22 protein-coding genes are annotated in these 23,604 nt (G+C 60.8%); 9 read left to right on the top strand and 13 right to left on the bottom strand.

Annotation, left to right across the window (positions count from 1 at the left end):
* Positions 1-51 precede the first annotated feature (51 nt).
* Positions 52-1,167, top strand: coding sequence for a rhodanese-like domain-containing protein (locus A6U86_RS14045; protein ID WP_068392050.1), 1,116 nt, complete (start codon positions 52-54; stop codon positions 1,165-1,167).
* On the opposite strand, the gene A6U86_RS14040 is transcribed toward A6U86_RS14045, so the two are convergent.
* Genes A6U86_RS14040 through A6U86_RS14020 form a run of 5 tightly spaced genes read right to left on the bottom strand, consistent with a single transcriptional unit; the run spans position 1,164 to position 6,091 of the window.
* Positions 1,164-1,940, bottom strand: coding sequence for an ABC transporter permease (locus A6U86_RS14040; protein WP_068392047.1), 777 nt, complete (start codon positions 1,938-1,940; stop codon positions 1,164-1,166). The two genes, A6U86_RS14045 and A6U86_RS14040, sit on opposite strands and share 4 nt — an antisense overlap.
* Before the next feature lie 2 nt (positions 1,941-1,942).
* A complete protein-coding gene (locus tag A6U86_RS14035; RefSeq protein ID WP_068392044.1) occupies positions 1,943-2,761 on the bottom strand; it encodes an ABC transporter permease in 819 nt (272 codons plus the stop codon).
* A gap of 34 nt (positions 2,762-2,795) precedes the next feature.
* Positions 2,796-3,872, bottom strand: a complete 1,077-nt coding sequence (locus A6U86_RS14030; protein ID WP_068392041.1) for an ABC transporter substrate-binding protein — start codon at positions 3,870-3,872, stop codon at positions 2,796-2,798.
* A 17-nt stretch (positions 3,873-3,889) separates the two neighbouring features.
* The gene (locus A6U86_RS14025) at positions 3,890-4,729 is read right to left on the bottom strand and encodes an ABC transporter ATP-binding protein (RefSeq protein ID WP_068392036.1); all 840 of its coding nucleotides are present in this window, start codon (positions 4,727-4,729) and stop codon (positions 3,890-3,892) included.
* A gap of 6 nt (positions 4,730-4,735) precedes the next feature.
* Positions 4,736-6,091: an LLM class flavin-dependent oxidoreductase gene (locus tag A6U86_RS14020; RefSeq protein WP_068393912.1), complete on the bottom strand. Its 1,356-nt coding sequence runs from the start codon at positions 6,089-6,091 to the stop codon at positions 4,736-4,738.
* Between the two features lie 309 nt (positions 6,092-6,400).
* Here A6U86_RS14020 and A6U86_RS14015 point away from each other — a divergent pair, with 309 nt between their 5' ends.
* From A6U86_RS14015 to A6U86_RS13990, 6 genes are read left to right on the top strand one after another with little or no spacing between them, the layout of a single operon-like run.
* Positions 6,401-7,579, top strand: coding sequence for an acyl-CoA dehydrogenase family protein (locus A6U86_RS14015; protein WP_068392033.1), 1,179 nt, complete (start codon positions 6,401-6,403; stop codon positions 7,577-7,579).
* Positions 7,580-7,590: 11 nt separating this feature from the next.
* Positions 7,591-8,946, top strand: coding sequence for an LLM class flavin-dependent oxidoreductase (locus A6U86_RS14010; protein WP_068392030.1), 1,356 nt, complete (start codon positions 7,591-7,593; stop codon positions 8,944-8,946).
* Between the two features lie 10 nt (positions 8,947-8,956).
* Entirely contained in the window at positions 8,957-9,298 is a 342-nt protein-coding gene (locus A6U86_RS14005; protein ID WP_068392028.1) for a DUF3088 domain-containing protein, read from the top strand.
* A gap of 12 nt (positions 9,299-9,310) precedes the next feature.
* Positions 9,311-10,531 (top strand): acyl-CoA dehydrogenase family protein, encoded by a 1,221-nt coding sequence (locus A6U86_RS14000; protein WP_068392025.1) that lies wholly within the window; start codon positions 9,311-9,313, stop codon positions 10,529-10,531.
* Positions 10,528-11,856 carry an LLM class flavin-dependent oxidoreductase gene (locus A6U86_RS13995; RefSeq protein WP_244509935.1) on the top strand — a complete coding sequence of 443 codons (1,329 nt, stop codon included), beginning with the start codon at positions 10,528-10,530 and terminating at the stop codon, positions 11,854-11,856. The genes A6U86_RS14000 and A6U86_RS13995 overlap by 4 nt, the downstream gene beginning before the upstream one ends.
* Before the next feature lie 13 nt (positions 11,857-11,869).
* Positions 11,870-12,721 (top strand): NADPH-dependent oxidoreductase, encoded by an 852-nt coding sequence (locus A6U86_RS13990; protein WP_068392019.1) that lies wholly within the window; start codon positions 11,870-11,872, stop codon positions 12,719-12,721.
* Positions 12,722-12,726: 5 nt separating this feature from the next.
* Here the strand turns inward: A6U86_RS13990 and A6U86_RS13985 are convergent, their stop codons facing one another.
* Entirely contained in the window at positions 12,727-13,737 is a 1,011-nt protein-coding gene (locus A6U86_RS13985) for a LysR substrate-binding domain-containing protein (RefSeq protein ID WP_068392015.1), read from the bottom strand.
* Between A6U86_RS13985 and A6U86_RS35620 the strand changes: the two genes are divergently transcribed.
* Positions 13,646-13,864 (top strand): hypothetical protein, encoded by a 219-nt coding sequence (locus A6U86_RS35620; protein WP_198929068.1) that lies wholly within the window; start codon positions 13,646-13,648, stop codon positions 13,862-13,864. The two genes, A6U86_RS13985 and A6U86_RS35620, sit on opposite strands and share 92 nt — an antisense overlap.
* 200 nt (positions 13,865-14,064) lie before the next feature.
* The gene (locus A6U86_RS13980; RefSeq protein ID WP_068392011.1) at positions 14,065-15,684 is read left to right on the top strand and encodes an ABC transporter substrate-binding protein; all 1,620 of its coding nucleotides are present in this window, start codon (positions 14,065-14,067) and stop codon (positions 15,682-15,684) included.
* A gap of 61 nt (positions 15,685-15,745) precedes the next feature.
* On the opposite strand, the gene A6U86_RS13975 is transcribed toward A6U86_RS13980, so the two are convergent.
* The 7 genes from A6U86_RS13975 to A6U86_RS13945 form a co-directional block, all read right to left on the bottom strand.
* Positions 15,746-17,167, bottom strand: a complete 1,422-nt coding sequence (locus A6U86_RS13975; RefSeq protein ID WP_068392008.1) for an FAD/NAD(P)-binding protein — start codon at positions 17,165-17,167, stop codon at positions 15,746-15,748.
* A 3-nt stretch (positions 17,168-17,170) separates the two neighbouring features.
* Positions 17,171-18,406 (bottom strand): acyl-CoA dehydrogenase family protein, encoded by a 1,236-nt coding sequence (locus A6U86_RS13970; protein ID WP_068392005.1) that lies wholly within the window; start codon positions 18,404-18,406, stop codon positions 17,171-17,173.
* Between the two features lie 63 nt (positions 18,407-18,469).
* Complete coding sequence (locus A6U86_RS13965) at positions 18,470-19,528, bottom strand: aldo/keto reductase (RefSeq protein WP_068392003.1); 1,059 nt, start codon at positions 19,526-19,528, stop codon at positions 18,470-18,472.
* A gap of 15 nt (positions 19,529-19,543) precedes the next feature.
* Complete coding sequence (locus A6U86_RS13960) at positions 19,544-20,479, bottom strand: ABC transporter ATP-binding protein (RefSeq protein ID WP_068392000.1); 936 nt, start codon at positions 20,477-20,479, stop codon at positions 19,544-19,546.
* Positions 20,457-21,452 (bottom strand): ABC transporter ATP-binding protein, encoded by a 996-nt coding sequence (locus tag A6U86_RS13955; RefSeq protein WP_068391998.1) that lies wholly within the window; start codon positions 21,450-21,452, stop codon positions 20,457-20,459. The genes A6U86_RS13960 and A6U86_RS13955 overlap by 23 nt, the downstream gene beginning before the upstream one ends.
* Positions 21,452-22,453 carry an ABC transporter permease gene (locus tag A6U86_RS13950; protein WP_068391995.1) on the bottom strand — a complete coding sequence of 334 codons (1,002 nt, stop codon included), beginning with the start codon at positions 22,451-22,453 and terminating at the stop codon, positions 21,452-21,454. Before A6U86_RS13950 ends, A6U86_RS13955 begins: the two co-directional genes overlap by 1 nt.
* Positions 22,450-23,439, bottom strand: coding sequence for an ABC transporter permease (locus tag A6U86_RS13945; protein WP_068391992.1), 990 nt, complete (start codon positions 23,437-23,439; stop codon positions 22,450-22,452). Before A6U86_RS13945 ends, A6U86_RS13950 begins: the two co-directional genes overlap by 4 nt.
* Positions 23,440-23,604: the final 165 nt, after the last annotated feature.

Genomic DNA, 23,604 nt, shown 5'->3' with positions numbered 1-23,604 from the left:
CCGCGGAGACTACGCTTGCCTGTGCAAAACAGCACCACACGGGAGCGAACCATGAGCCGGAAGACAATTTCCACCGATACGCTGCGCAGCTGGCTGCGGGACGGCCGCGAGCTGGCCGTGCTGGATATTCGTGACGCTGAACTTGTCGGATATGCCTCGCCGCTGTTTGCAACCAACCTGCCGGCCGAGCGCGTCGCCGGCGAACTTATCCGCTTCGTGCCGCGCAAGGCCGTTCGCACGGTCCTCGTCGACGGCGGTGATGGGGTCGCCTCGCGCGTGGCAAACGAACTCGAGATCGGCGGCTGGCCAAATATCTTTGTGCTTGAGGGCGGCATACCAGCCTGGACGGCGACGGGCGATGGAGCACCACTACCCACATTCGACATACCTGGCGTCGACTTCGTCAAGGCCGTCGAAAAAGAAAAGAAAACACCGGTCATCTCGGCCCTGGAACTGAAGAAGCTGCAGGACGCAGGCGAAGACGTCATCGTCATCGATACGCGCACCGTGGCAGAATTTACGCGCGATCACGTGCCGGGCGCAGTCAGCGTGCCGGGGGCAGAGCTGGTTTTGCGGTACAAGGACCTGGTGCCCTCCGAAACCACAAGGGTCGTCGTTTCCTGTGCAGGGCTACCGCGCGCTATTCTCGGGGCTCAAACCCTCATCGACGCACAGGTTCCAAACGAGGTTTCATACCTCGATGACGGAACGAAAGCCTGGACCGCCGCAGGCCTTCAGCTGGAAAGCGGAAAGACGCGCATCTATCAGGACCCAAGCGATGAGGCCCGGGACTTTGCACGCGAGCATATTGCGACGCTGAGCAGCGACGATCGCTTTCCCGAAATCGATATCGATACGGCGAGAAAATGGGCTGTTGATTCCGAGCGAACGACATACCTGCTTGATGTCCGAACACCCGAAGAATTCGAGAAGGCTCATCTTGACGGAACCTTGTCTTCAGAAGGCGGACAGTTGCTGGGTGTCGCCTACCGCACCATTGCAGTGCGAGGCTCGCGGGTCGTTCTGGTCGACGATCTGCTTGGCGTTCGCGCCCGCACCGTCGCCCATTGGCTGCAACGCCGCGGCTATGAAATAGCCTTGCTGCTCGTCGATTTTCGCACGCAGAATTGGCAAAGCGCCGCAAGGTCGGGCGAACTGGTGACTTAAGCGGCTTGCTTCGGCCGCCAACGCAACAAGTATGCCTCCAACGTGTAGGCGAGACGATTGAGCGTGAAGCCGACGAGGCCAAGCACGAGAACGCCGACCATGACAAGCGCCATATCAAACCTCTCGCGTCCTGCGATGACCAGACCACCAACGCCTGGGCCGATCGCGAGGAAATATTCTGCTCCAACGGTCGCCAGCCACGCATAGATCAAGCCCAGATGGACGCCCGTGGCGATCGAGGGCATCGCCGCCGGGATATAGATCCGCAACGCCTTTTGCCGCGCATTGAACTTCAGCGCCCTCGCAACCTCCAGCAGATCGGCTGGCGCCTGGCGCATGCCGTCATAGGTGTTGAGAACGATCGGGATAAAGGCGGCCAGAGCGACAAAGACGATCTTCGCCTGTTCGCCAAAGCCGAACCAGACCGAAATCAGCGGGATCCAGGCAAGCAGGGATATCTGCTTCAGCCCGTTGAAAGTCGGCATCAGCAGCCGATCGGCAATGCGCGACAAGGCAAGCACGCTTGCGAAGCCGACACCGAGCACGCAGCCGATCAAGAATCCGGCGATGTTTCGCATCAGGCTGAAGCCAAGCTCGCCGATAAGATCATTGTCGATCAGTTCCCGCTTGGCGGTGGCGGCAACATCTTCCAGAGATGGCAGGAACCGCGCATCGACGAGACCGGTCCGGCTTGAGACTTCCCAGGCAACGAAAAGAAGGATCGGCAATGTAATGCCGCGGCGAAAACGGACAAAACGGCTAGCACTCGCCATCCTCAGATCTCCTGCCGTTTCCAGCGCTGGATCGACAACTCGACGCGATCCAGCCCCCTGTCCATGATGAAACCGACAAGCCCGATCGCGATCATCGCGACGATGACCGTGTCGAGCCAGAACATCTGCCGCCCCCAGACCAAAAGGTATCCAAGCCCTTCCGAGGAGGCGAGCAATTCGACCCCCACCAGGGCCGTCCAGGAATGCGTAAGTCCGTAGCGGATACCGGTGAATATCGAGGGGATGGCGCCGGGCAATATGATGAGCCGCAACGTCTGCCAGCGACTGAAGCGCAATGCCCTGCCGACCTCGATATATCTAGGCGAAACGCCGCGAATTCCCGTCAGCGTATTCAGCGTCATCGGCACGATGGCGCCCTTGGCGATGATGATGATCTTCAACGTCTCCTCGATGCCGACAAACAGCATCAGGAGCGGGATCCATCCGAGTGTCGGGATCTGCGCAAAGGCCAGGAAAAGCGGCTTTACGTAGTCCTCCACCGTCTCGGAAAGCCCCATTGCGATGCCGAGTAGCAGCCCCAACCCCGCGCCGATCGTAAAGCCGATAACGACGCGCACCAGGCTCACCCCGGTGTGATAGGGAAGCTCGCCGCTTAGAATCATGTCACGGCCCGTCTGGTAGACATAGGCAGGCGCTGGCAGGATCTGCTCAGGCAACCAGCCTCTGGTGGAGGAGACCCACCAGAGACCAAGCAGCCCGAGTGGAAAGATCAGGCCTGTCGCAAGCACGACGAGACGCTTCAGCTTCGCGGAAGACAACTGCGTTCCGGTACGGTTGGCCGCCTCAATCACAATGCTCATGCCAACATGCTCCGCTGAGGTCGATAGCCATGACTCACGAGGAAACCGGCTTGCCGTCCGCGCCATAGGACTGCCAGAACTTCTTCAAACCAAGCCTTTCCAGAGCACTGTCGAGATACTTAGGTTCGAACCAGCCATTGAGATCGACGTCACGACGGATGAGGCCGTATTCCTTGCTCTTGACGGCCTGTTCCTTGTACTGCGAGACGAGCAGGTCATCGATCAGCGGTGAATTGCGATAGGCCAGCGTATCGTTGCGGAAATACTCCTCGAGGATCGGCACCGGCGTACCGGACTTGTGCCAGAGTTCGAAGAGCTGAGCGCGGTTCGGCTCTTCGGAGGACCATTGCGCCGCCTTCACGAAGGCATCGACAACGCGCTGCGTGATCTCCGGATGGGCTTCGATGAAAGCCTCACGGCCGATAATGCCGGCATTGCGGCCGAAGCGCGGATCGTCACCCTTGGTCGTATAGATGATGTCGGCGCTATCCTTGGCCGCCAAGTTGATGAGCTGCGTGTCGCCGAATGCGGCGTCGATGTCCTTGCTGGTCAGCGCCGCCACGGTTCCGGCGCTGTCGAGATTGACAACCTGCACGTCCCGTTCGGTCAGCCCATGTGCCTGCAAAACCTTGATCGCGGCAAGGTGGCCATTGGTTCCGCGCTGCAACGCGATCTTGCGGCCCTTCAGATCCTCGATCGTCTTGATGCCGGATCCCTTGGCGACGGCGAGATAAAGCGGCTTGCGGGCGCCGCTTGCCAGCAGGAACCTCGTCTTCAGGCCGGTCGCCCGCCCAATCAGCGCCGGCAGATCGCCCTGATAGGCAAAATCAAGCTGGTCATTGGCAAAGCCTTCGTTCACGGCCGGGCCGGCGCCCTTGAAAAAGGTCCATTCGATCTTGACATTGGGGTCGCCGGCAAATTCCTTTTCCAGAAAATCACCAGCGCGCGCCGTTGCCGCCGAAGTCCCCTCCGAGTAAGGGCGATTGTCGATGCCGATCGCGGCGTAGCCGACATGAATGACCAATGGGTCCTCAGCCCGGGCGGAGACCGAAAGCATGGTCAGGGCAATGGCGGCCCCGGCAACCAAACGCGGGATGGATAGCAGCTTCATTCTTATTCTCCGTTTATCTATTCTGCGGCAGCGATGGTGGGTCGCGTCTCGGTGACGCGGCTGCCTGCCACGGGTATGGCGCGAGCACCTGCAGGTATTGAGGTTGTTGCGTTGAGGCTTTCGAGAACGCGGTTGCGGACCTCGACCAGCCTCGGTGAGGTTCGGGCGCGCGGCCGCGGCAGGTCCACCGGGATGATGTCGCGAATGCGGCCGGGCTGCGGTGACATGACGACGACACGATCGCCGAGGTAGACAGCCTCCTCGACATCATGCGTCACCAGGACCATGGTGATGCGCTCCTTGGCCCAGATGTCCTGAAGCTCATCCTGCAGCCTTGCCTTGGTAATCGCATCGAGCGCTCCGAACGGTTCATCGAGAAACAACGCATTCGGTCGATTGACCAGGCCTCTGGCAATGCCGGCGCGCTGCGCCATGCCGCCGGAAAGCTGATGCGGATAGGCGTTGGCAAAGCCTGATAGACCGACAAGCTCGAGGTGGGATTCGACCAGCCTTTTCTTTTCCGCTTTCGACAGGCCGGAATTTTCCAGGCCGAGAGCGATATTGCGCGCGACCGTCAACCAGGGGAAAAGCCGCGGCTCCTGAAAGACGATGCCGCGCTCGAGGCTCGGTTCGGTGACCGGCCGTCCGGCATGGCCGACGAAACCGGAGGTGGGAGTATCGAGGCCGGCGCCCAGGCGCAGCAATGTGGATTTCCCACAGCCGCTCGCGCCGACGATGGTGACGAATTCGCCCTCGGCAATATCGAGGCTGACATCGTCGAGCGCGGTCAACGTCTCGCCATTGACCTTGAACCGACGCGTGACGTGACAGATCTGGAGATGCAGGGAATTGCCCATCGCCGCCTACTCCGCAGCCACGGCGTGCCGCGCCGGATGCCGCGGCACCTTCAGCCCGAGATTTTCACGCAGCGTCTTGCCCTCGTACTCGCTGCGGAACAGACCCCGTCGGCGCAACTCGGGCAGCACATGCTCGATGAAGTCGTAGAGGCTGGTCGGCAGTTGCGGCGGCATAACATTGAACCCGTCAGCCGCACCCGCCCTGAACCACTCCTCCATCTGATCGGCGATCTGAACGGGCGTTCCGACGATCTGCCAGTGTCCACGCGCGCCGGCAATGCGAAGGTAGAGCTGCCGGATGGTCAGATTTTCACGCCGTGCCAGGTCGAACAGCAGCTTTTGGCGGCTCTTGCTGCCATTGGTCTCCGGCAACTCGGGAACGGGGCCGTCGACAGGATATTGCGACAGGTCGACACCGCCGGACATGCCGTTCAAGAGGGAAAGCCCGACAGCCGGATGGATCAGCTCCTGGATCTCAGCGAATTTGTCCTCCGCCTCCGCCCGTGTCCTGCCGACGACGGGAAAGATGCCCGGCATGATCTTGAGATCATCCTGGTCGCGACCGTATCTCCCCAGCCGGCCCTTGAGATCCGCATAGAAGGTTCTCGCATCTTCAATTGTCTGATGCGCGGTGAAGACGACCTCGGCGGTGCGGGCCGCAAGCTCCCTGCCCGGCTCGGAGGAACCCGCCTGCACCAGAACCGGATGTCCCTGCGGCGCACGCGCGACATTCAGCGGGCCTCGCACCTTGAAGTGTTTGCCCTTGTGGTTGAGGATGTGTTGCTTGTCTGGATCATAATAGACGCCGCTCTGCTTGTCGCGGGGGAATGCGTCCTCTTCCCAGGTGTCCCACAAGCCGCGCACCACATCGGCAAATTCTTCCGCCCGCTCGTAGCGTTCGGCATGGGCATAGTGCTCGGCCCGACCGAAATTATGCGCCTCATGGTCGCTCGAGGACGTCACCAGGTTCCAGCCGGCGCGACCACCACTGATATGGTCGAGGGAGGCGAATTTGCGCGCGATGTGGTACGGCTCGTTGAAGGACGTCGAGGCGGTGGCAACGAACCCTATATTTCGCGTCACCGCGGCCAGCGCCGACAACAGCGTGATCGGCTCGAACTGCGCGACGTAGCGGATCGCCGTCCGATGCAAGGCCTCAGTGTCTGCTCCACGCGTTCCAACACCGTCCGCCATGAAGATGAGATCGAATTTTGCCGCCTCGGCGATTTGCGCAAGCTCGACGTAATGGCCAAAATTGGAACCGGCATCGGCTTGCGCCAAAGGATGCCGCCAGGCAGCAATGTGGTGGCCCGTCGGATAAAGAAATGCTCCAAGCTTCAGCTGGCGTCGTTTACCCGTCATCGTCTTCTCCCTCATGGCAGCGGGAGGAAGGCTAATCATTAAATCTAATAATCTATAGAAATTATATTCTATTTAGCGGCGCTGCCTCGGATTTGTCGTCGCGCACAGCAACGATCGGACGGAGAACGTTTCGCAGCGACCTCTCATGAAGTCCGGGCATTCATATTACCATCCGCCCGCATCCTTGCTCGGGAAAGAATTTCTTCCCGCGGGATCAAATAGATATTGCTGGACTTGCGACGACACTCGCCGAACCCTTCACACCACCCGCGGCTCAGCGCCGTGACGATCCATCGGCGTGGAGCAGACATGTCTTTCAATTCCGACAGTTCCGATCCTTTGGTCGCCAAAGCCATCGAACTCAGGCACGCATTCCATCAGGACGCCGTTGAGCGCGACAAGCTTGGCGGCAGGCCGACAGAACCGATCCTTTTGCTGAAGCAGAGCGGGTTGCCATCCGCACAAATTCCCGTCCAATACGGCGGAAAGGGCGCTTCCTGGCTTTCCATCCTGCGTGTCGTCAGGGAATTCGCCCGCACGGACGGTTCGCTCGCCCATCTGTTCGGCTATCACCACTTGCCGCTGAACCTCGTTCTTTTCCGCGGTTCGAATGCTCAGAAGGACCATTTGCTGCGTGCCTCGGCTGCCGGAAATCTCGTCTGGGGCAATTCCGGCAACGCCATGTCGAAGACCTCATCGGGGCGGCGGATCGACAAGCGCTGGCTTGTCAACGGCAAACGCCCCTTCTCCTCGGGCTCCCACATTGCCGACTATATCCAGATCTCATTCGAGACCGCAAAGGGCGATCGCCTCACGGCTGCCGTTCCAGCCGACCGTGACGGGATCGTCATCGAAGACGATTGGGATGGCATCGGCCAACGCCAGACCGGCAGCGGCACGGTCAGCTTCCATGATCTCCAGATCGAGGATGATGAGCTCATCAGCTCGCCCGCCATCCCGCTGACACCCTATACATCGCTGACCTCCCTGCTGCAGCAAAGCGTGCTGCTCAACGTCTTCGTCGGCAGCGCCCAGGGCGCGCTGGAAGAAGGTAGGGCCTACACGACGACATCGTCGCGCCCTTGGATCTATTCCGGTGTCGAAAATCATACCGACGATCCCTGGATCAAGCGGCAATATGGCGATCTCTATATTCGCGCGCTGGCCGCCACCGAACTGGCCGACAAGGCTGCCCGCAGCCTCGACGCGGCATTCAACCAGGGGCCTGGTCTGACACATGAAGACCGTGGCCTCGCTGCCATCGATATAGCCACCGCCAATATCTATGCCGGCGAGGTCGGACTTGCCGTCTCGAGCGAGATCTTCGAGGTCATGGGGGCGCGGTCGGCGACGACTGCCAATGGCTTCGATCGCTTCTGGCGCAATGTCCGCACCCACACGCTCCACAACCCTGCCGAATACAAGAAGCGCACGATCGGCACTTGGCTGCTGACCGGCGAGCTTCCGACGCCGGCAATGTACCGCTGAAAGGATTTCCCATGGCGAGACGCAAGGACCAGATCAAGCTCGGCGCCTTCCTGCTCTTTACCGGCCATCATGTCGCGGCCTGGCGTCATCCCGAGGCGTCCGTCGGCACGGAATTCGAGAATTATCTTGAACTTGCCAAGCTTGCCGAGGCCGCCAAATTCGATACCATCTTCTTTGCCGATGGGGTTGCGGCGCGGTTGAAGGATGTCAACGCCGCCAGCCGAAAGGCGCATAACGGCGTTTACCCGTTTGAACCGATCACGCTTCTATCCGCCCTTGCCAGCGTCACCCGCAATATCGGCCTGATCGCCACCGCCTCGACGAGCTTTTCCGATCCCTTCAACCTTGCCCGTCAGTTCGCTTCGCTCGACCGTCTGAGCGGCGGCCGCGCCGGCTGGAACCTGGTGACCTCCTCCGACCCGGAAGCCGCCTTCAATTTCGGCCACGACACGCAGGTCTTGCATGCCGACCGCTATGACCGGGCGGAGGAATTCGCAGATGTCGTGCTCGGCCTCTGGGATAGCTGGGAGGACGATGCCTTCCCCCGCGATCGTCAGAGCGGCCGTTATTTCGATCCGGAAAAACTGCATCGGCTGGACCATAAGGGACGTCACTTCAAGGTGCGCGGGCCGCTGAACATTCCGCCCTCGCCGCAAGGACGACCGGTGGTCGTGCAGGCCGGCGCCTCCGAGCCCGGCAAGGAGCTCGCGGCGCGGACGGCGGAAGCGATCTTTGCCGCGCAGATCACGCTCGACGAGGCCAAGGCCTACTATGCCGACGTCAAGGGGCGGCTCGGCAAATATGGCCGCTCTCACGACGACCTGAAGATCCTGCCGGGTATCTTCCCGGTGGTCGGACGCAGCGAGGCGGAAGCGCAGGACAAGTTCGAAGCCTTGCAGAACCTGATCCAGCCCGAGGTTGGCCTCAACCTCCTGTCGCAATTGACCGGCGTCGATCTGAGCTCCTATCCGCTTGATGGTCCCGTGCCGCCCAACCCGCCGGCCACGAATGCCGGCAAGAGCCGCCAGGAACTGGTGCTCGATCTTGCCCGCCGCGAGAACCTGACCATTCGTCAGCTCTATCTGCGCATCGCCGGCGCGCGCGGTCACTGGCAGGTTGTGGGAACACCCACCCAGATCGCCGATGTCATGGAAGAGCGGTTCGAAAATTATGGCGCCGACGGCTTTAACATCATGGCACCGATCATGCCGGGCGGGCTTGCCGATTTCATCACGCTCGTGGTGCCGGAGCTGCGCCGTCGCGGCCTGTTCCGAACCGAATATGAGGGTACGACGCTGCGCGAAAACCTTGGCCTCAAGCGCCCCGTCAATCGATTTTCCGCAGGCAATGCGGCTGCAGCAGAATAGGAGAAGATCCATGGCACGCGACAAACTGTTTCTGATCTCGCCGGGCTTTGCCGACCCCAAGCATCCGGGCGTCAGCTTCGTTTGCCCTTACTGCAATTCCATCGAAGGCCTGCTTGCCGCATTTCCGAACCTTGCTTCCAGGATCGATGTCGAGCGGGTCGCTTTTGCGCGGCCGCGACGACAAGTGATCGACGTCGTTGGCGAGGAAAACCAGTCGCTGCCGCTCTTCATTCTGGCGGAAAACCCTCCTGCAGATGCGAGCGAGCGCGAGGGAAAGCGGTTCGTCAATTCGACCGATCGCATTCTCGAGCTGCTGACCGAACGGCACGGATTTCCGCGCCTGCACAAATGAACGGGGAGCGACATGACTATCAAACCAAATGGCTTCGAGCCGCCCCACCTGTTGCCGGCACTGTTCGAAACCGACAAGACCAATCCCCATCTCGCCAAGGCGGCCGAACTGCGCGAAATCTTCGCCAGGGATGCTATCGAGCGGGATCAATTGGGCGGCAGGCCTGACGAGCAGATCGGGCTCCTGAAGGAAACCGGCCTCGTCAATCTGCTGATCCCCAAAGAGTTCGGTGGTGCCGGCGAGCGCTACTCCACCGCCATGCGGATTGTCCGCGAATTCGCCAAGGTGGACGGGTCGGTGGCCCATCTCTACGGCTATCACTTCAGCCCGCTGCAGAATGCTGTCAACACCGGCCCCGACGAACGTTCGCGTGATATCCTGCGCCGCTCGGCCGCCGGTCGCTGGTTCTGGGGCAATACGACCAACAGCTTTTCCAAGAGCCTTTTCGGTCGGCGTGATCAGGGCAGAGTCATTCTCAATGGCTTCCGGCCATTCGCCTCCGGGTCGCATGTCGCCGACTATCTGATGGTCGCCTGGGAGGATGAAGAAACCAACCAGCGGAGCTTCGCCTATATACCGGCGAACCGAGAGGGCATTACCATCGCTGATGACTGGGACGGGATCGGCCAGAGGCAGACCGGAAGTGGTCGTGTCTTCTACAAGGACGTTGTCATCAATGCCGGTGAGATCCTGCCCGAGCAACCACAGGATCCGATCACCCTGTTGGCCCCTTTGCAGCAGCAGAGTGTGTTGCTCAATGTCTTCGTCGGCACAGCGCAGGGCGCGCTGATTGCCGCCCGAGACTATACCATTACGCAATCGCGGCCCTGGATCTATTCCGGTGTCGAACGGCATTCGGACGATCCCTGGATCAAACGGCAATATGGCGAGCTCTGGATCAAGGTACAGGCGGCAACCGCACTCGCCGACCGCGCCCTGGCGGCGCTCGATGCCGTTTACGCCAAGGGACCGTATCTGACGGCAGACGACCGTGGCGAAGCGGCGATTGCCGTCGCCTCGGCCAATGTATTGGCCGGCCGCGTCGCTCTTGACGTCACCAGCGAGATCTTCGAGGTCATGGGCGCCCGCTCCGCCGTGAGGCCACTTGGGTTCGACCGCTTCTGGCGCAATGCGCGCATCCACACGCTTCACAATCCGGCTGAATACAAGACCCGCAATGTCGGCACATGGTTCTTGACTGGCGAGTTTCCGGAACCGGGGATATTTCAGTGAGCCAGAAACGCGAGCTTCATCTCAACATCAACATCCTGCATTCCGGCTTCTCGCCGGCAGCCTGGCGAATGGAGGGAAGCGACCCACGCGCGTCCTTCGATATCAACCACTACATCAACGTTGCCCGCATTGCCGAGCGCGGCACCTTCGACGCGGTCTTCCTCGCCGATCAGGCGGCCATCTCCGATCGGGTCGACTTCAGGCCGCTCACCTCGCTGGAACCAACAATCGTGCTGGCCTCCGTGGCCGCCCACACACAGCATATCGGCCTTATCGCCACGGCTTCGACCACCTACAACGAGCCCTACAATATCGCCCGCCGTTTCGCGACGCTCGACCATGCAAGCGGCGGCCGTGTTGGCTGGAACATCGTCACCAGCGCCGACCTCTCGCAAAGCCGGAATTTTGGACTGGAAAAACCGGTAGAACACCAGAGCCGCTATGAGCGTGCTGCCGAGTTCACAGACGTGGTGAAGGCGCTCTGGGACAGCTGGGAGGAAGATGCCTTCATCGGCGATGTCGCCAGCGGCCGTTTCGTCGATCCCGCCAAGGTCCATCCCATCGCCCATCGCGGTAAGCATTTTGCCGTTCATGGCCCCCACAATGTTCCGCGCCCGCCGCAGGGCCATCCCGTTCTCGTCCAGGCGGGCGGTTCCGACGATGGCCGGGAGCTGGCAGCGCAACATGCCGAAGCCGTCTTTTCCGCCTCACAGTCCTTTGAGGAAGCCCTCGACTATGCCCGGGACTTGCGGGCACGCGCGGCCCGCTATGGCCGCACACCCAACAGCCTGCTGGTCCTTGCCGGCCTCGCGACGATCATCGGTAGCACGGAGGCTGAGGCGAAGCGGCGGCAGGAAGAGTTGCGTGAACTCATCCCGCTGGAATACAGCCTAGCACGGCTCTCGGGAGTCTTACAGGTTGATCCCAAGCGGCTAAGGCTGGACGAGCCTCTGCCGGATGATATCCCGCTGCCACCAGACGGAGGTCACACTTTCTTCCGGGCAACCGTTGCCCTTGCCCAACGCGAGAGACTGACCGTGCGCGGCCTGATCCGCGCATTGAACGGCGGCACCGGCCACCGCACCATCGTCGGCACGCCGGAGGCGGTCGCTGACGACATAGAAAGATGGTATCGCGCCGGTGCCGCTGATGGCTTCAACCTGATGCCGGATGTGCTGCCGCATGGCCTGGAGGTGTTCGTCGACGAAGTCGTACCGATCCTGCGTCGTCGCGGTCTTTTCCGCCAAGCCTATACCGGCCAGACTTTGCGGGATCATCTGGGTCTCGCCCGGCCCGCCAATCCATACGCCATCGCCGCCGAATGAAGGAGAATAGAGCATGACGTCATTTGCGACCGCCAAGGTTTCCGCGCCACATCGACTGGCAAGCCTTGCCGAAGAGCGCTATCGCGACGCTGAGCAACAGCTTGGTGCAGACTGGAACGAGACCGTCGAAACGCTTCTGTCGCATCGCACCGTCCGCAGCTATCTGCCAAAAGCGGTCCCGGAAAGTGCTGTGCGTCTTGCGGTGGCTGCCGCGCAATCGGCTCCGAGCTCATCCAATCTGCAGGCCTGGAGCGTCGTTGCTGTCGAAGACGAGGTGCGTAAAGAGACGCTGAATACGGTCGCCGGCACACAGCGGCAGATCACGCAGGCACCGCTGCTGCTGATCTGGCTCGCGGACCTTTCAAGACCGCGCGGCATTGCCACGGACCAAGGGTCTCCGGCAGAGGGCCTGGACTATGTCGAGAGCTTCCTGCTTGCCGTCATAGATGCAGCCCTTGCAGCGCAGAACGCAGTTGTAGCGCTTGAATCGCAGGGCCTTGGCACCTGCTACATCGGCGCGATCCGCAACGATCCGGAAGTGGTCGCGCAGGAGCTGGGATTGCCGGAGGGCGTGTTTCCAGTCTTCGGTCTGACCGTCGGCTATCCCGATCCGGCGGTGCCGGCCGCAGTTAAGCCGAGGCTGCCACAGACCACCGTTCTGCATCGTGAGCGCTATGATGACAGCCGGCGGCCGGACGATCTGAAACACTACAACGCGGTTTTGCGCGACTTCCAGACTGAGCAAGGCATGCCGCTTTTGGACTGGACCGAGCAGGTAAAGAACAGGATCGGCACGGTCGCGGCCCTGAAAGGCCGGCATCTGCTTGGCGCCGCGGCGCAGCGCCTCGGCTTCAAGCTGAAGTAGTCCCCCTACTCGGCGGCGGCGATGTCGAGCCTGCGGGGTGAGTTCCACAGCAAGACATCGCTGATTGCCCGCAGCGCCTTGGTCTCGGCCTGAAGCCAATTACGAAACAACTCCACGCGCGCGAGCCGTGCCTTGGCCGGCGTCGTCACGAAGAAATAGGAAAAGCTGACGGGCTGCGGGCTGCCGAAAGGACTGACCAATCGTCCCGCCCTCAACTCCGCTTCCGCCAGACGCACCTTCCCGAGGCCAAGCCCCTGCCCCGCCAGCGCCGCGTCGATGACGAGGGATGATTGATTGAGACGGAAACCACCCTGCGAGGGCCGATAGGAAAGACCCTCGGCGCGCAGCCAGGCGTTCCAGTCTGGGCATGACTGATCATGCTCGGCGCCATCCTCATGCAGGAGCGGCACACCTTCGATCGCCTGCGGATCGTTCCAGAGCCAGTGCCGCTCTGCAAACTCCGGATTGCAGATCGGCACGACGGACTCGGAGAAGAGATGATCGACCACAAGACCCGGATAGCCGCCGCTGCCGTAACGGATAGCGCAATCCGTGTCATCCGTGTTGAGATCGCTCAGCTGCGTCGATGCGTCGACCAGAACCTGCAGGCCCGGTGCGGCGCGTCTCAGACCGTTCAATCGCGGGATCAGCCACTTGCTGGCAAAGGACGGAGCCACTGAAACGCGGATGGGCAGATCGTGATCGCTGGCGACGAACTGCGTCATCGTTGCCAACACGGCATCGAATGCATCCGTCAGGCCGGGAACCAGAGAAAGGCCGGCGGTGGTCAGTTGCAGCTGTCCGCGTGTCCGGTGGAAAAGCGGCTGCCCGAGATAATCCTCCAGCAGCCGGATCTGCTGGCCGACGGCCGCCGAGGTGACGTGCAATTCATCGGCAGCACCGAGAAAATTCAGGTGCCGCGCGGTGGCGACGAAGGCGCGCAGCGACGTCAATGGCGGCAAGCGCGCCAAGGTCGGCTGGATGGTTTTTTTTCGTGTGCTGGCAGGAGTGTTCATGAGCCGATTGCAGCACAAACCGACCATCAAAGACGAGAACGCGCTTTGCGTTTGTCTGAAAGACGACGAACATTTTCTTCCATGCTGCACCAAGGCAGCGGAAGCAAAAACTAAAATCGAGAAATAGTCTATATTTTTACTAGATTACAGGACTCGTAGCTGCGCCAACAAGACGGAGCGTGAAAAGCTTTTCTTCGCCGACGGGTGAGAAAAACATTCTTCCGTTTTGCACGCCCGCACCCTGAAGATGGTCGGGCTTTCGGAACTGGCGGTCTCTCCGCCACCTATCCGATCGCGGATGCTTCAGCTTCAGCAAGGGACCACGACATGACCATCAACCGCCGCCGTTTCAACCAACTGCTGCTGCTGTCCACCGCCGCGATGCTGCTGCCATCTCTCAAAACCCATGCCACCGAGACGCAGCCACCGCGAGGCGGTACGCTCAATTTCATCGTCGAGCCTGAACCGCCGACGATCCTCGCTCTCGCCCATACAGCCGGCGGCACACAGAAGATCAGCCCGAAGATCACCGAGGGATTGCTGACCTACGATTTCGACTTCAAGGCGAAGCCGCAACTGGCCACTGAATGGTCTGTGAGCGCCGATGCGCTGACCTATACGTTCAAACTTCGTGCGAACGTCAAATGGCATGACGGCAAGCCCTTCACCTCCGCCGATGTGGCCTATTCGATCGAGCTTCTGAAGCAGGTCCATCCCCGCGGACGTGGCACCTTCGCCAATGTCACGGCAGTGGAGACGCCGGACGATCTGACGGCGATTTTCCGCCTCTCCAAACCGGCACCCTACCTGTTGAAAGCACTCTATGCGGCAGAATCCCCCATCGTGCCGAAACATGTCTACGAAGGCGTCAAGATCGCCGATGTTCCGATCAACCCGAACGGCAGCGCCCCCATCGGCACCGGCCCCTTCATCTTCCGGCAATGGGTTCGCGGCTCCCATATCATCCTGGAACGCAATCCAGATTATTGGGATACGGGCAAGCCCTATCTCGACCAGGTCGTCGTGCGTTTCGTGCCCGATGGCGCCGCTCGCGCAGCAGGCTTCGAGACCGGCGAATTCGATCTCGGTGGCGATAATCCCATTCCGCTTGCCGATCTCGAGCGCATCAAGGCGCTGCCGAACATCGGCATCGATTCCCGCGGCTACGAGACCAAGGGTGACCAGACGCAGCTTATCCTCAATCTCGACAACGACTATCTGAAAGATGTCCGCGTCCGACGCGCGATCGCCCATGCGATTGATCTCGACGTTATTCTCAATACGGTCTGGTACGGCTACGGCCACGTCTCTCCGACGCCGATCAGCACCTTCCTGCCTGATTATTCCGACGCCTCTATCAAGCCCTATGCCTTCGATCTCAAGGCGGCCGAAACATTGCTCGACGAGGCAGGCTACAAGCCCGATGGCAGCGGCACCCGCTTCACGCTTCGTCTGACCCACAATTCCTACAATGAAGGCTTCAAGCGCGTCGCCGAATATTTGAAACAAAACCTTGCGCGCATCGGCATCATTGCCAGCATCGATTCCTACGATTTTTCGACCTATATCCAGAAGGTCTACAACGAGCGCGCCTTCGATCTTACCGCCGAATATCTCGGCAATCAGTTTGACCCGACGCTTGGCGTGCAGCGCGTCTACTGGTCGAAGAACTTCAAGATCGGGTTGCCGTTTTCCAATGCCAGCCACTACCAGAACGCCGAGGTCGATCGCCTGCTCGAGGCTGCATCCGTCGAGGTTGACGAGGCGAAGCGCAAGCAGGAATTCAACGACTTCCAGAAGATCATTGCCGACGACCTTCCGGTGATCAATCTGATCGCGCTCGAAAACGTCACCGTCTTCAACAAGCGCGTCAAGAATCACACCACCGGCATTGAAGGCGTGCAATCGAATTTCGCCGATGTCTACATCAAGGAAGGCGAAGGCTGAGGCACTACCTGTCAGACGATTATAAAGGGGCGATGATACGCCCCTTTTTTATTGCCATGCTTTAAGAGGCAACAAGGGCAAGCGGCGTAAGCTTGCCCAAAATGCGGTCGGCAAGCGCGATCGCCTGGGCACGCTGTTCCGTGATCGAACTCGATTCCCAGGCCACGCCGCGCAGCGGATGGCCGATCGCGCTGATGTTGCGATGAATACGACCCTCTTCGGAGATGATATCGCCGTCAACAGTGGCATCGATGCCAAAGCCGGTACTGTGTGGCCTAACTTCGCCGCTTTCGAGCAGGCTGCGGACAAAGGGATCGGAAATGCGCCGCCAATCATGCAGCTGATGGCCACGGCAATCGATGACCCCGCCGAAAGAGCGCGTTTCAACACCGGTTCGGCTCTTCAACGTCGCCGAGATCCGGCGGCCGGCGGGCTTCATTGCGATCAATCTCGCCGTCTGATGCCGGAGGCGGCCCTCGGCGATCGCCTGAGTGACGGCACGGTAGCTGTCCGGTGCCGCGCGATGCGCCGTCACATCCCAGAAAGCGCGAAGGTGGCGGGCAAAGCGCAAGCGCTCGACATCGTCAACCTTTTGCCAAAGCGTCAGAATATGCGGTCTGATGGCGATTGGGAGACCTTGCCAGTCCTTGCCGGCTGCGGCAAGCGCGCGACGCTCCGACTTGACGATCGATAGCAACGAGCGTGCCGTTGTCGGAAATGCTTGTTCGGCAAGGAAGTCTCGCGCCGGTTCGGCATCCCGTCGGTCTTCGATGAATTGGCCCCGACGGGATATGACATGATATTTGCCGCCAAAACCCCGCGCCTCCATGCTGGCCACCGCGTCGACCATCGACAGGCTGGAGCCGATCAGAAGAATCTCTTCAGCCTCCCGAAGGCGGTCGAGTGCGGCCGCATCCCAGGGTGAAGCAGCAAAAGCAGTATGGCCTGCAACAGGCGCTTCCCTCGGCGCGGGGTCGGGCTGGAACACGCCAAGAGCGAGCACCACTTCGTCCGCTTCGATCTGTTCGCCATCCTCAGTCTTCATACGAACCCTATGCGGCGCGGCAATGAGTTCGGATGCCGAAGATCTGATGTGCCGCAATGTCGACCCCGCACGCGCCTGCGCGCTCGCGCGGCTAAGCTCGTCACGGACATAAGTGCCGAAGAGATGGCGCGGCGGAAAGCTCGCAGAGATATCCGCAGGCAGCGTCCAGCCATAGCGCGAGGCATTGTCGGCAAGCCAGCGCGTCAGATGGTCCGGCTCTTCCGGATGAAGTGAAAATGTGCCGGCCGGACCGTTGACGAGATGGACAGCCTCGGTCGTGCTGTAGGCGACGCCGCGTCCAAGCTCCTCCCGGGGTTCCAGGATGGTGATCGATAATGGCACCTCCGTCCGGTCGAGCAATTTTATCGCCGTCAACGCGCCGGCAAAACCGCCACCGACGATGACGATCGAATGGTGTGAGCGTAAATCCGCGTGCATGGCTTAGAAGACCTTGCCTTCTTCCAGATGCGTTGTCGTGCCGTTGATGTAATAGTCGCCCACCACGCGCGCTTTGTGCAGAAGCGGGTTATGGTTGAGCACGGTACGGATATTGCGCCAGTGCCGGTCAAGATTGAGATGGCGCGATGTTGCGGAGCCACCGCCGAGTTCGAACACATTGGTCGCAGCCGCAAGCGCCAGCTGTGATGCCACGATCTGGGTGCGCGCCGTCGTCAACGCACTTTCGATCAGCGCCGCCTCCAGTCTTTGCGGGTCGTCGCCCGCGAAGGCTTCTGCCGTCCGATCGAGCGCACGAGCGCTTTCGCGGATCAGCGTGTCGACGGCAAAGGAACCGGCTGCGATCTCGCCCAATATCTTCTGCACGAAGGGATCGGCATTGGCCGTTTCGGCCAAGCTATGGGCGGCCGAGCGCGCCTGTTTGCGCACATAGTCCGTGCCCTCGGCTAGCACCCCGCGAACCGCACCCGCCATCGAGGCGGCCAGGTGAAGTTGGCGTAGCGTCGATGTATGACGGCCGATCAGCGTGTTCAAACCGCGCGTCGAGATTTCATGCGGCAAGACTTCGACATCTTCCAGCAGGACGCCGCCGCTCGCCGTCAGGCGCTGCCCCATGCCGTCCCAGTCATCGAGGATGGTGATGCCCTTGCGGTCGACGGGCAATAGCACGCTCGCGAGCTGATCTTCATCATTCCTGGCGCTGAACGAGGCAAAATCGGCAAAGGCGGTGCCGGTCGCATACCATTTTCGGCCGTTGAGCCTGTAGCTTTCCCCTGATTTCGTCAGTCGCGCCGTCACATCACCGGGGCGTTTGGTCCCCTGCTCGGTATGGGCACCGCCAAAGAGCTTGCCGGCCAAGACGCGAGAAAGCTGAGTGCGGTCGAGCGCACTGTTGGGATTGAGCAGCAAGGCCTCGGTGAAATTGAAGTGGCTCCTCAGCGCATGGGCGACGTTGGAATCGGCAGCCCCGATCGCCATGATCATGTCGATATAGTCGACCACCGAGCCGCCTGGCCCGCCGAGTGCTGCGGGGATACGCAGGGCTCCGAGCCCGGCCTCCTTGAACAACCGAAAAGCCTCATGCGGCAGCTCACGTTCGAGGTCACGGCGTGCCGCTTCCTTTGCGATCTCCGCTGCAAGATCGGGTATCTTTGCCAGAAGTGCCGCGCGATCATTCGCGGCGGGAGCGGTTGGAATGGCGGATGAGGCTGTGTTCGGCATGGGGGCTCTTTCGGCGCCAGGAGGAAACAAGCCCCACCGAGGTGGGGCCTGAGGCACGATCATTCAGGCAACGGCGCGCGCAAGCGGCACGACGTTTTCCGCGTCGGCAGCGCCGCTAAGGGGAACACGGCCTTCGACGGGATGGCTCGGATCGTTGAAGCCCGGCGTCGACGGATGGCCTGTTGTAACCAGCCGGTCGACCAATGCTTCATCCTGTGCGTCGAGCTTCACGGCGAGGGCGCGGATATAGCTATCCCAATGCTCCTCCGTGCGAGGGCCGGTAATGGCGGAGGTAATCAGCCTGTTGTTGAGCACCCAGGCGATCGCAAATTCGGTGGGCGTAACGCCCTTGGCCTTGGCATGGTCGGCGATCTCCTTGGCGATCGCGATCGATTCCGGGCGCCATTCGGTTTCGAGAATTCGCTTGTCGCCACGGCCGGCGCGGGTGTCGGCGGCCGGCGCCTGACCCGGCTCATACTTGCCCGTCAATACGCCGCGCGCCAGCGGCGAATAGGAGACGACACCAAGGCCGTAGTGATGGGCTGCCGGCAGCTGCTCGGCCTCGGCCGTGCGGTTGACGATATTGTAGAGCGGCTGGCTTGCGACCGGGCGATCGATGCCAAGCTGATCGGCCAGATGGGAGATTTCGGCGATACGCCAACCTCGGAAATTCGACACGCCGAAATAACGCAGCTTGCCAGCGCGGATAAGATCGGCAATGGCGCGCACCGGCTCTTCCAGCGGTGCATCGAAGACGGCGCGGTGGAAATAGAGAATATCGATATAGTCGGTGTTGAGCCGGCGCAGTGAATTCTCGACAGTCTCGATCACCCATTTGCGGGAATGGCCGCCAAGGTTCGGGCCTTTCGTGTGCGAGTTGACGAATTTTGTCGCGAGAACCCAGTGATCCCGATGTGCCTTGATGCCGCGACCGACCACTTCTTCCGACTTGCCGTCGTGATAGACATCGGCTGTGTCGATGAAGTTGATCCCCTGCTCACGGGCCTTGTCGATGATGCGGAAGGCAACATCATCAGGTGTCGGACCACCGAACATCATCGTTCCGAGATTGAGCGGCGACACTTTCAATGCGCTGCGTCCGAGATAGCGATAGTCGACCATGATTATTCTCCAGTTCTATTGGGCGTGATGGCAGGCGACGGTGTGACCGCCGCCAAATTGCGTGTAGGTGGGGTCATCAGTCCGACAGATGTCGGTCGCGAGCGGACAGCGGGTGTGGAAACGACAGCCGGAAGGCGGATTGTGAGGACTCGGCAGATCGCCGGTAATCGGCGCTGCCTGCTTGCGCCGTGACGGATCGGGCACGGCGGCGAGAAGCGCCCGCGTATAGGGATGCTTGGCCTCGTTCCAGAGCTTTGCGGTGGGAGCGCTCTCGACGATGCGCCCGAGATACATGACGAGCACACGATCGGCGAAATAGCGCACGACAGAGAGATCGTGAGAGATGAACAGGTAGGAGAGAGAAAGCTCCGACTTCATCTCGACCAGGAGATTGAGGATCTGTGCCTGAATGGAGAGATCGAGCGCAGAGACCGGCTCGTCGCATATCACCAGTTCCGGCTGCAGGATCAGCGCCCGGGCAATACCTATGCGCTGGCGCTGGCCGCCGGAAAATTCATGCGGGTAGCGATTAAGCGAATCGGCCGGCAAACCAACATGGGCGACCATCGAGGCCGCAATGGCTTCGCGGCTCTTGCGATCGCCGATTCCGTGAACGGCGAGTAGCGACGTCAGGATGGTCCGGATCGTCTGGCGCGGATTGAGCGAGGCAAACGGATCCTGAAAGATCATCTGGATATGCCGGCGAACAGACCGCAATTCCTTGCCCGTCAGCGCGGCAACATCACGCCCCTTGAAGGTCACCTGACCGGATGTCGGGTTGACGAGACGCATCAGCGATTTGCCGAGCGTCGACTTGCCGCAACCGGATTCGCCGACAAGCGCGACCGTCTCGCCCTCGACGATCTCAAGCGAAACGTCATCCACGGCGCGCACGGTTCCATCCCTCGCCGGATAATGCGTCGAGAGCCTATCGACGGACAGAAGCGGCATAGGATGCCTCCGCAATGGCTGGAACATAGGGACAGGCAACCTCACGTTCAGCCGAAAGCTGCACCAAAGCCGGAACAGAGGAACCGCAGGCGGATCGCGCGACCGGACAGCGCGGAAGGAACGCACAACCAAGCTCTGCCGCCGCCGATACGATCGAACCCTGAATTTCCGTCAGTGGTCCATCGCGATAATGATAATCGGCCTTCAGGCGCGGCGACGCCGCAAGCAGCCCTTGCGTATAGGGGTGGTATGGCGTTTCGAAGAGCACGTCCGGCAGGCCCTGCTCGATCTTGCGGCCGGCATACATGACAACGACCCGATCGGCCCATTGGGCGACGATGCCGAGATCATGAGTGATCAAGATGACGGCCATGTTCAGCTGGCTGCGCAGACGATCGAGCAGTTGCAACACCTGGGCCTGGATCGTCACATCGAGCGCCGTTGTCGCCTCGTCGGCGATCAGCAGCCTCGGGCTGCAGGCAACCGCGATGGCGATCATCACGCGCTGGCGCATGCCGCCGGAAAGCTGATGCGGATAGTCGTCCACCCGCTTTGCCGCATCGGGGATGCTGACGAGATCGAGCAATTCGATGGCGCGCAGGCGAGCCTGCTTTCGATTGAGCTTCTCATGGATGCGCAGGACTTCCACGATCTGATCGCCAATCGTCATGACCGGATTGAGCGAGGTCATCGGCTCCTGAAAGATCATGGCAATGTCGCGCCCGCGAATGCCGCGCAGTTCTTTCTCGGGCAATTTCAACAGATCGCGCCCATCAAAGTGGATCTCACCACCCGTCTTGGCATGCCGCGGCAACAGCCCCATCAGCCCCAAGGCCGTTAGTGATTTTCCCGAACCGGACTCGCCGACGATCGCCAGCATCTCGCCCGGCGCGGCGGTGAAGCTGACACCCTTGACGGGTTGGGCGTTGCCAAATCCGACGGAGAGATCGCGGACCTCCAGAAGCCTCGACATCAGCGCTCCTCCGAGAAACGAGGATTAAGCGCATCATTGAGACCATCGCCGATCAGGTTGAGCGCAAGCACCGTAAAGACGATGGCAAGGCCTGGGAGCGCGGTCAGATACCAGGCCGTGCGGATGACATCGCGCCCGGAACCGATCATCGACCCCCAGGAGACGCGGTTGGGGTCGCCAAGCCCCATGAAGGACAAAGCCGATTCCATCAGGATGGCGCTTGCGACCATGACCGACGAGGTGACGATCAGCGGCGGCAGCGCATTCGGCAGTATCTCGCGGAAAATGATACGGGCATGCCCGAAGCCGAGGCTGCGGGCGGCAAGCACATAGTCCTTTTCCCGGATCGCCCGGAATTCGGCGCGCGTCAGGCGGGCGACGGTCGGCCAGCTAACGATAGCGATCGCGGTGGTGACGGTTGTGGTGGTCGGCTGTGCGATTGCGACCAGCACCACGAGGAGCACGAAGCTCGGTATGGTCTGGAAGATTTCGATGAGCTTGACGAGAAGGTCGTCGACCAGGCCACCGAAATAGCCGGCGAGTGCACCAACGGTCACGCCCACACCCAGCCCGAGCAAGGTTGCGGCAATGCCAACAGTCAGCGAGATCCATGCGCCATGCAGGATGCCGGCAAGAACGTCTCGTCCCATGGAATCCGTACCGAGCGGATAAGCGGCATTCTGACCGGGCCAGAGGAAGGGTCGCGCCACCATTTCCAGCGGATCGCCGGGATAGAGCACCGGCGCAAGCAGTGCGGCGATAGCAATGATCGCCAGAACGACAATGCCGAAAAGCGCATTCGGATTTGACAGGAAGACCTTCAGCTCCCGGCCGCGTCCCTGCCGTCGCGCATCCGCCGCCGCTGTCGTGCGCGCATCGGGCGCGTGAATATGCGTCCAGCGACTGCCCGCCACAGGAGCAGAATTCGGTTCCAACTCCGCTGCGCTGGCGCTGATCTCACTTTCCAAGCCGGAGTAGATTTTAAGCTGCTGTGCTTTCATCGGCTTGCTCCGATCCTGGGGTCTAGCCAGGCCTGCAGAAGATCGACCGCGGCATTGGCGATGATGACGAGAAACGACGAGAGAAGCAGGATGCCAAGCAGGACGCTGAAATCGCGGGCCATGACCGCTTCGAAGGCAAGCCGCCCGAGACCAGGCCAGCTATAGACAGTTTCCACGACGACGGCGCCGCCCAGCATGCCGCCGAAATGCATGCCTGCCATGGTGGTGATCGGGACCAGCGCATTGCGCAGCATGTGGCGCGTTGTCAGCACGAAGGGAGAGACGCCCTTGGCCCGCGCCGTGCGCACAAAATCCTGCGACCTGACTTCCAGCATCGCTGCACGCGTCAATCTCGCGTAGATAGCGAGATAGAACAGCGCCAGGGATGTCGCCGGCAGGATCATGTAGCGGACGCGATCGAGAAGCGCCGGCACACCCGTCAACCGCGAGCCGATGGTACTGTCGCCTCCGCTCGGCAGCCAGCCAAGCTTGACGGAGAAGAGCAGGATCAGCATCAGGCCGATCCAGAACCCCGGGATCGAATAGAACAGCAGCGAGATGATGGAGATCAGCCGATCGGGCAGTCGGCCGGCGAAGACCGCCATCAGGGATCCAAGGAAAAGGCCGACCACGATGGCTATGGCCAGCGCGACCAGCATCAGGGTAAGCGTGCCCGGCAGGCGCTGTCCGATGAGATCTGCCACCGGCATGCCGTAGCGTGGCGAAAAGCCCAGGCTGAAATGGGCGAGATTGTTCAGATAGTTTGCAAGCTGCACCAGGATTGGATTGTCGAGGCCGAAACGTTCTCTCAGCGCGGCCATCGTCTCCACGGTCGCCGACCCCGCCTCCGCCGCCATGACATCCGCCGCGTCGCCCGGCGCCAGCTTCAACAGGAAGAAATTGAGGATGACAATACCAAGCACGGTCGGCACCGCCTGAATGGCCGTTCGCCGTATCGTTCGTCCTATGCGCTTGTAAGCTGACATCGCAACTCCCGGGCGGCGCCTTGGAATTTGTAGACGCTGCATCGCAATAGTAGTTGACTAAATCTGTAGCTTTTGTCAAATCAGTATTGGTAAATATTTCCAGAAACTGTCTTTTCTGTCGTATGTTTTAGCAATTTTTACCGCATAATATCCGGTATCTAGGTC

This window comes from Rhizobium sp. AC27/96, from assembly GCF_001692325.1.
GTDB lineage: Bacteria > Pseudomonadota > Alphaproteobacteria > Rhizobiales > Rhizobiaceae > Rhizobium.
This window is presented reverse-complemented; position numbering and strand designations above follow the sequence as displayed.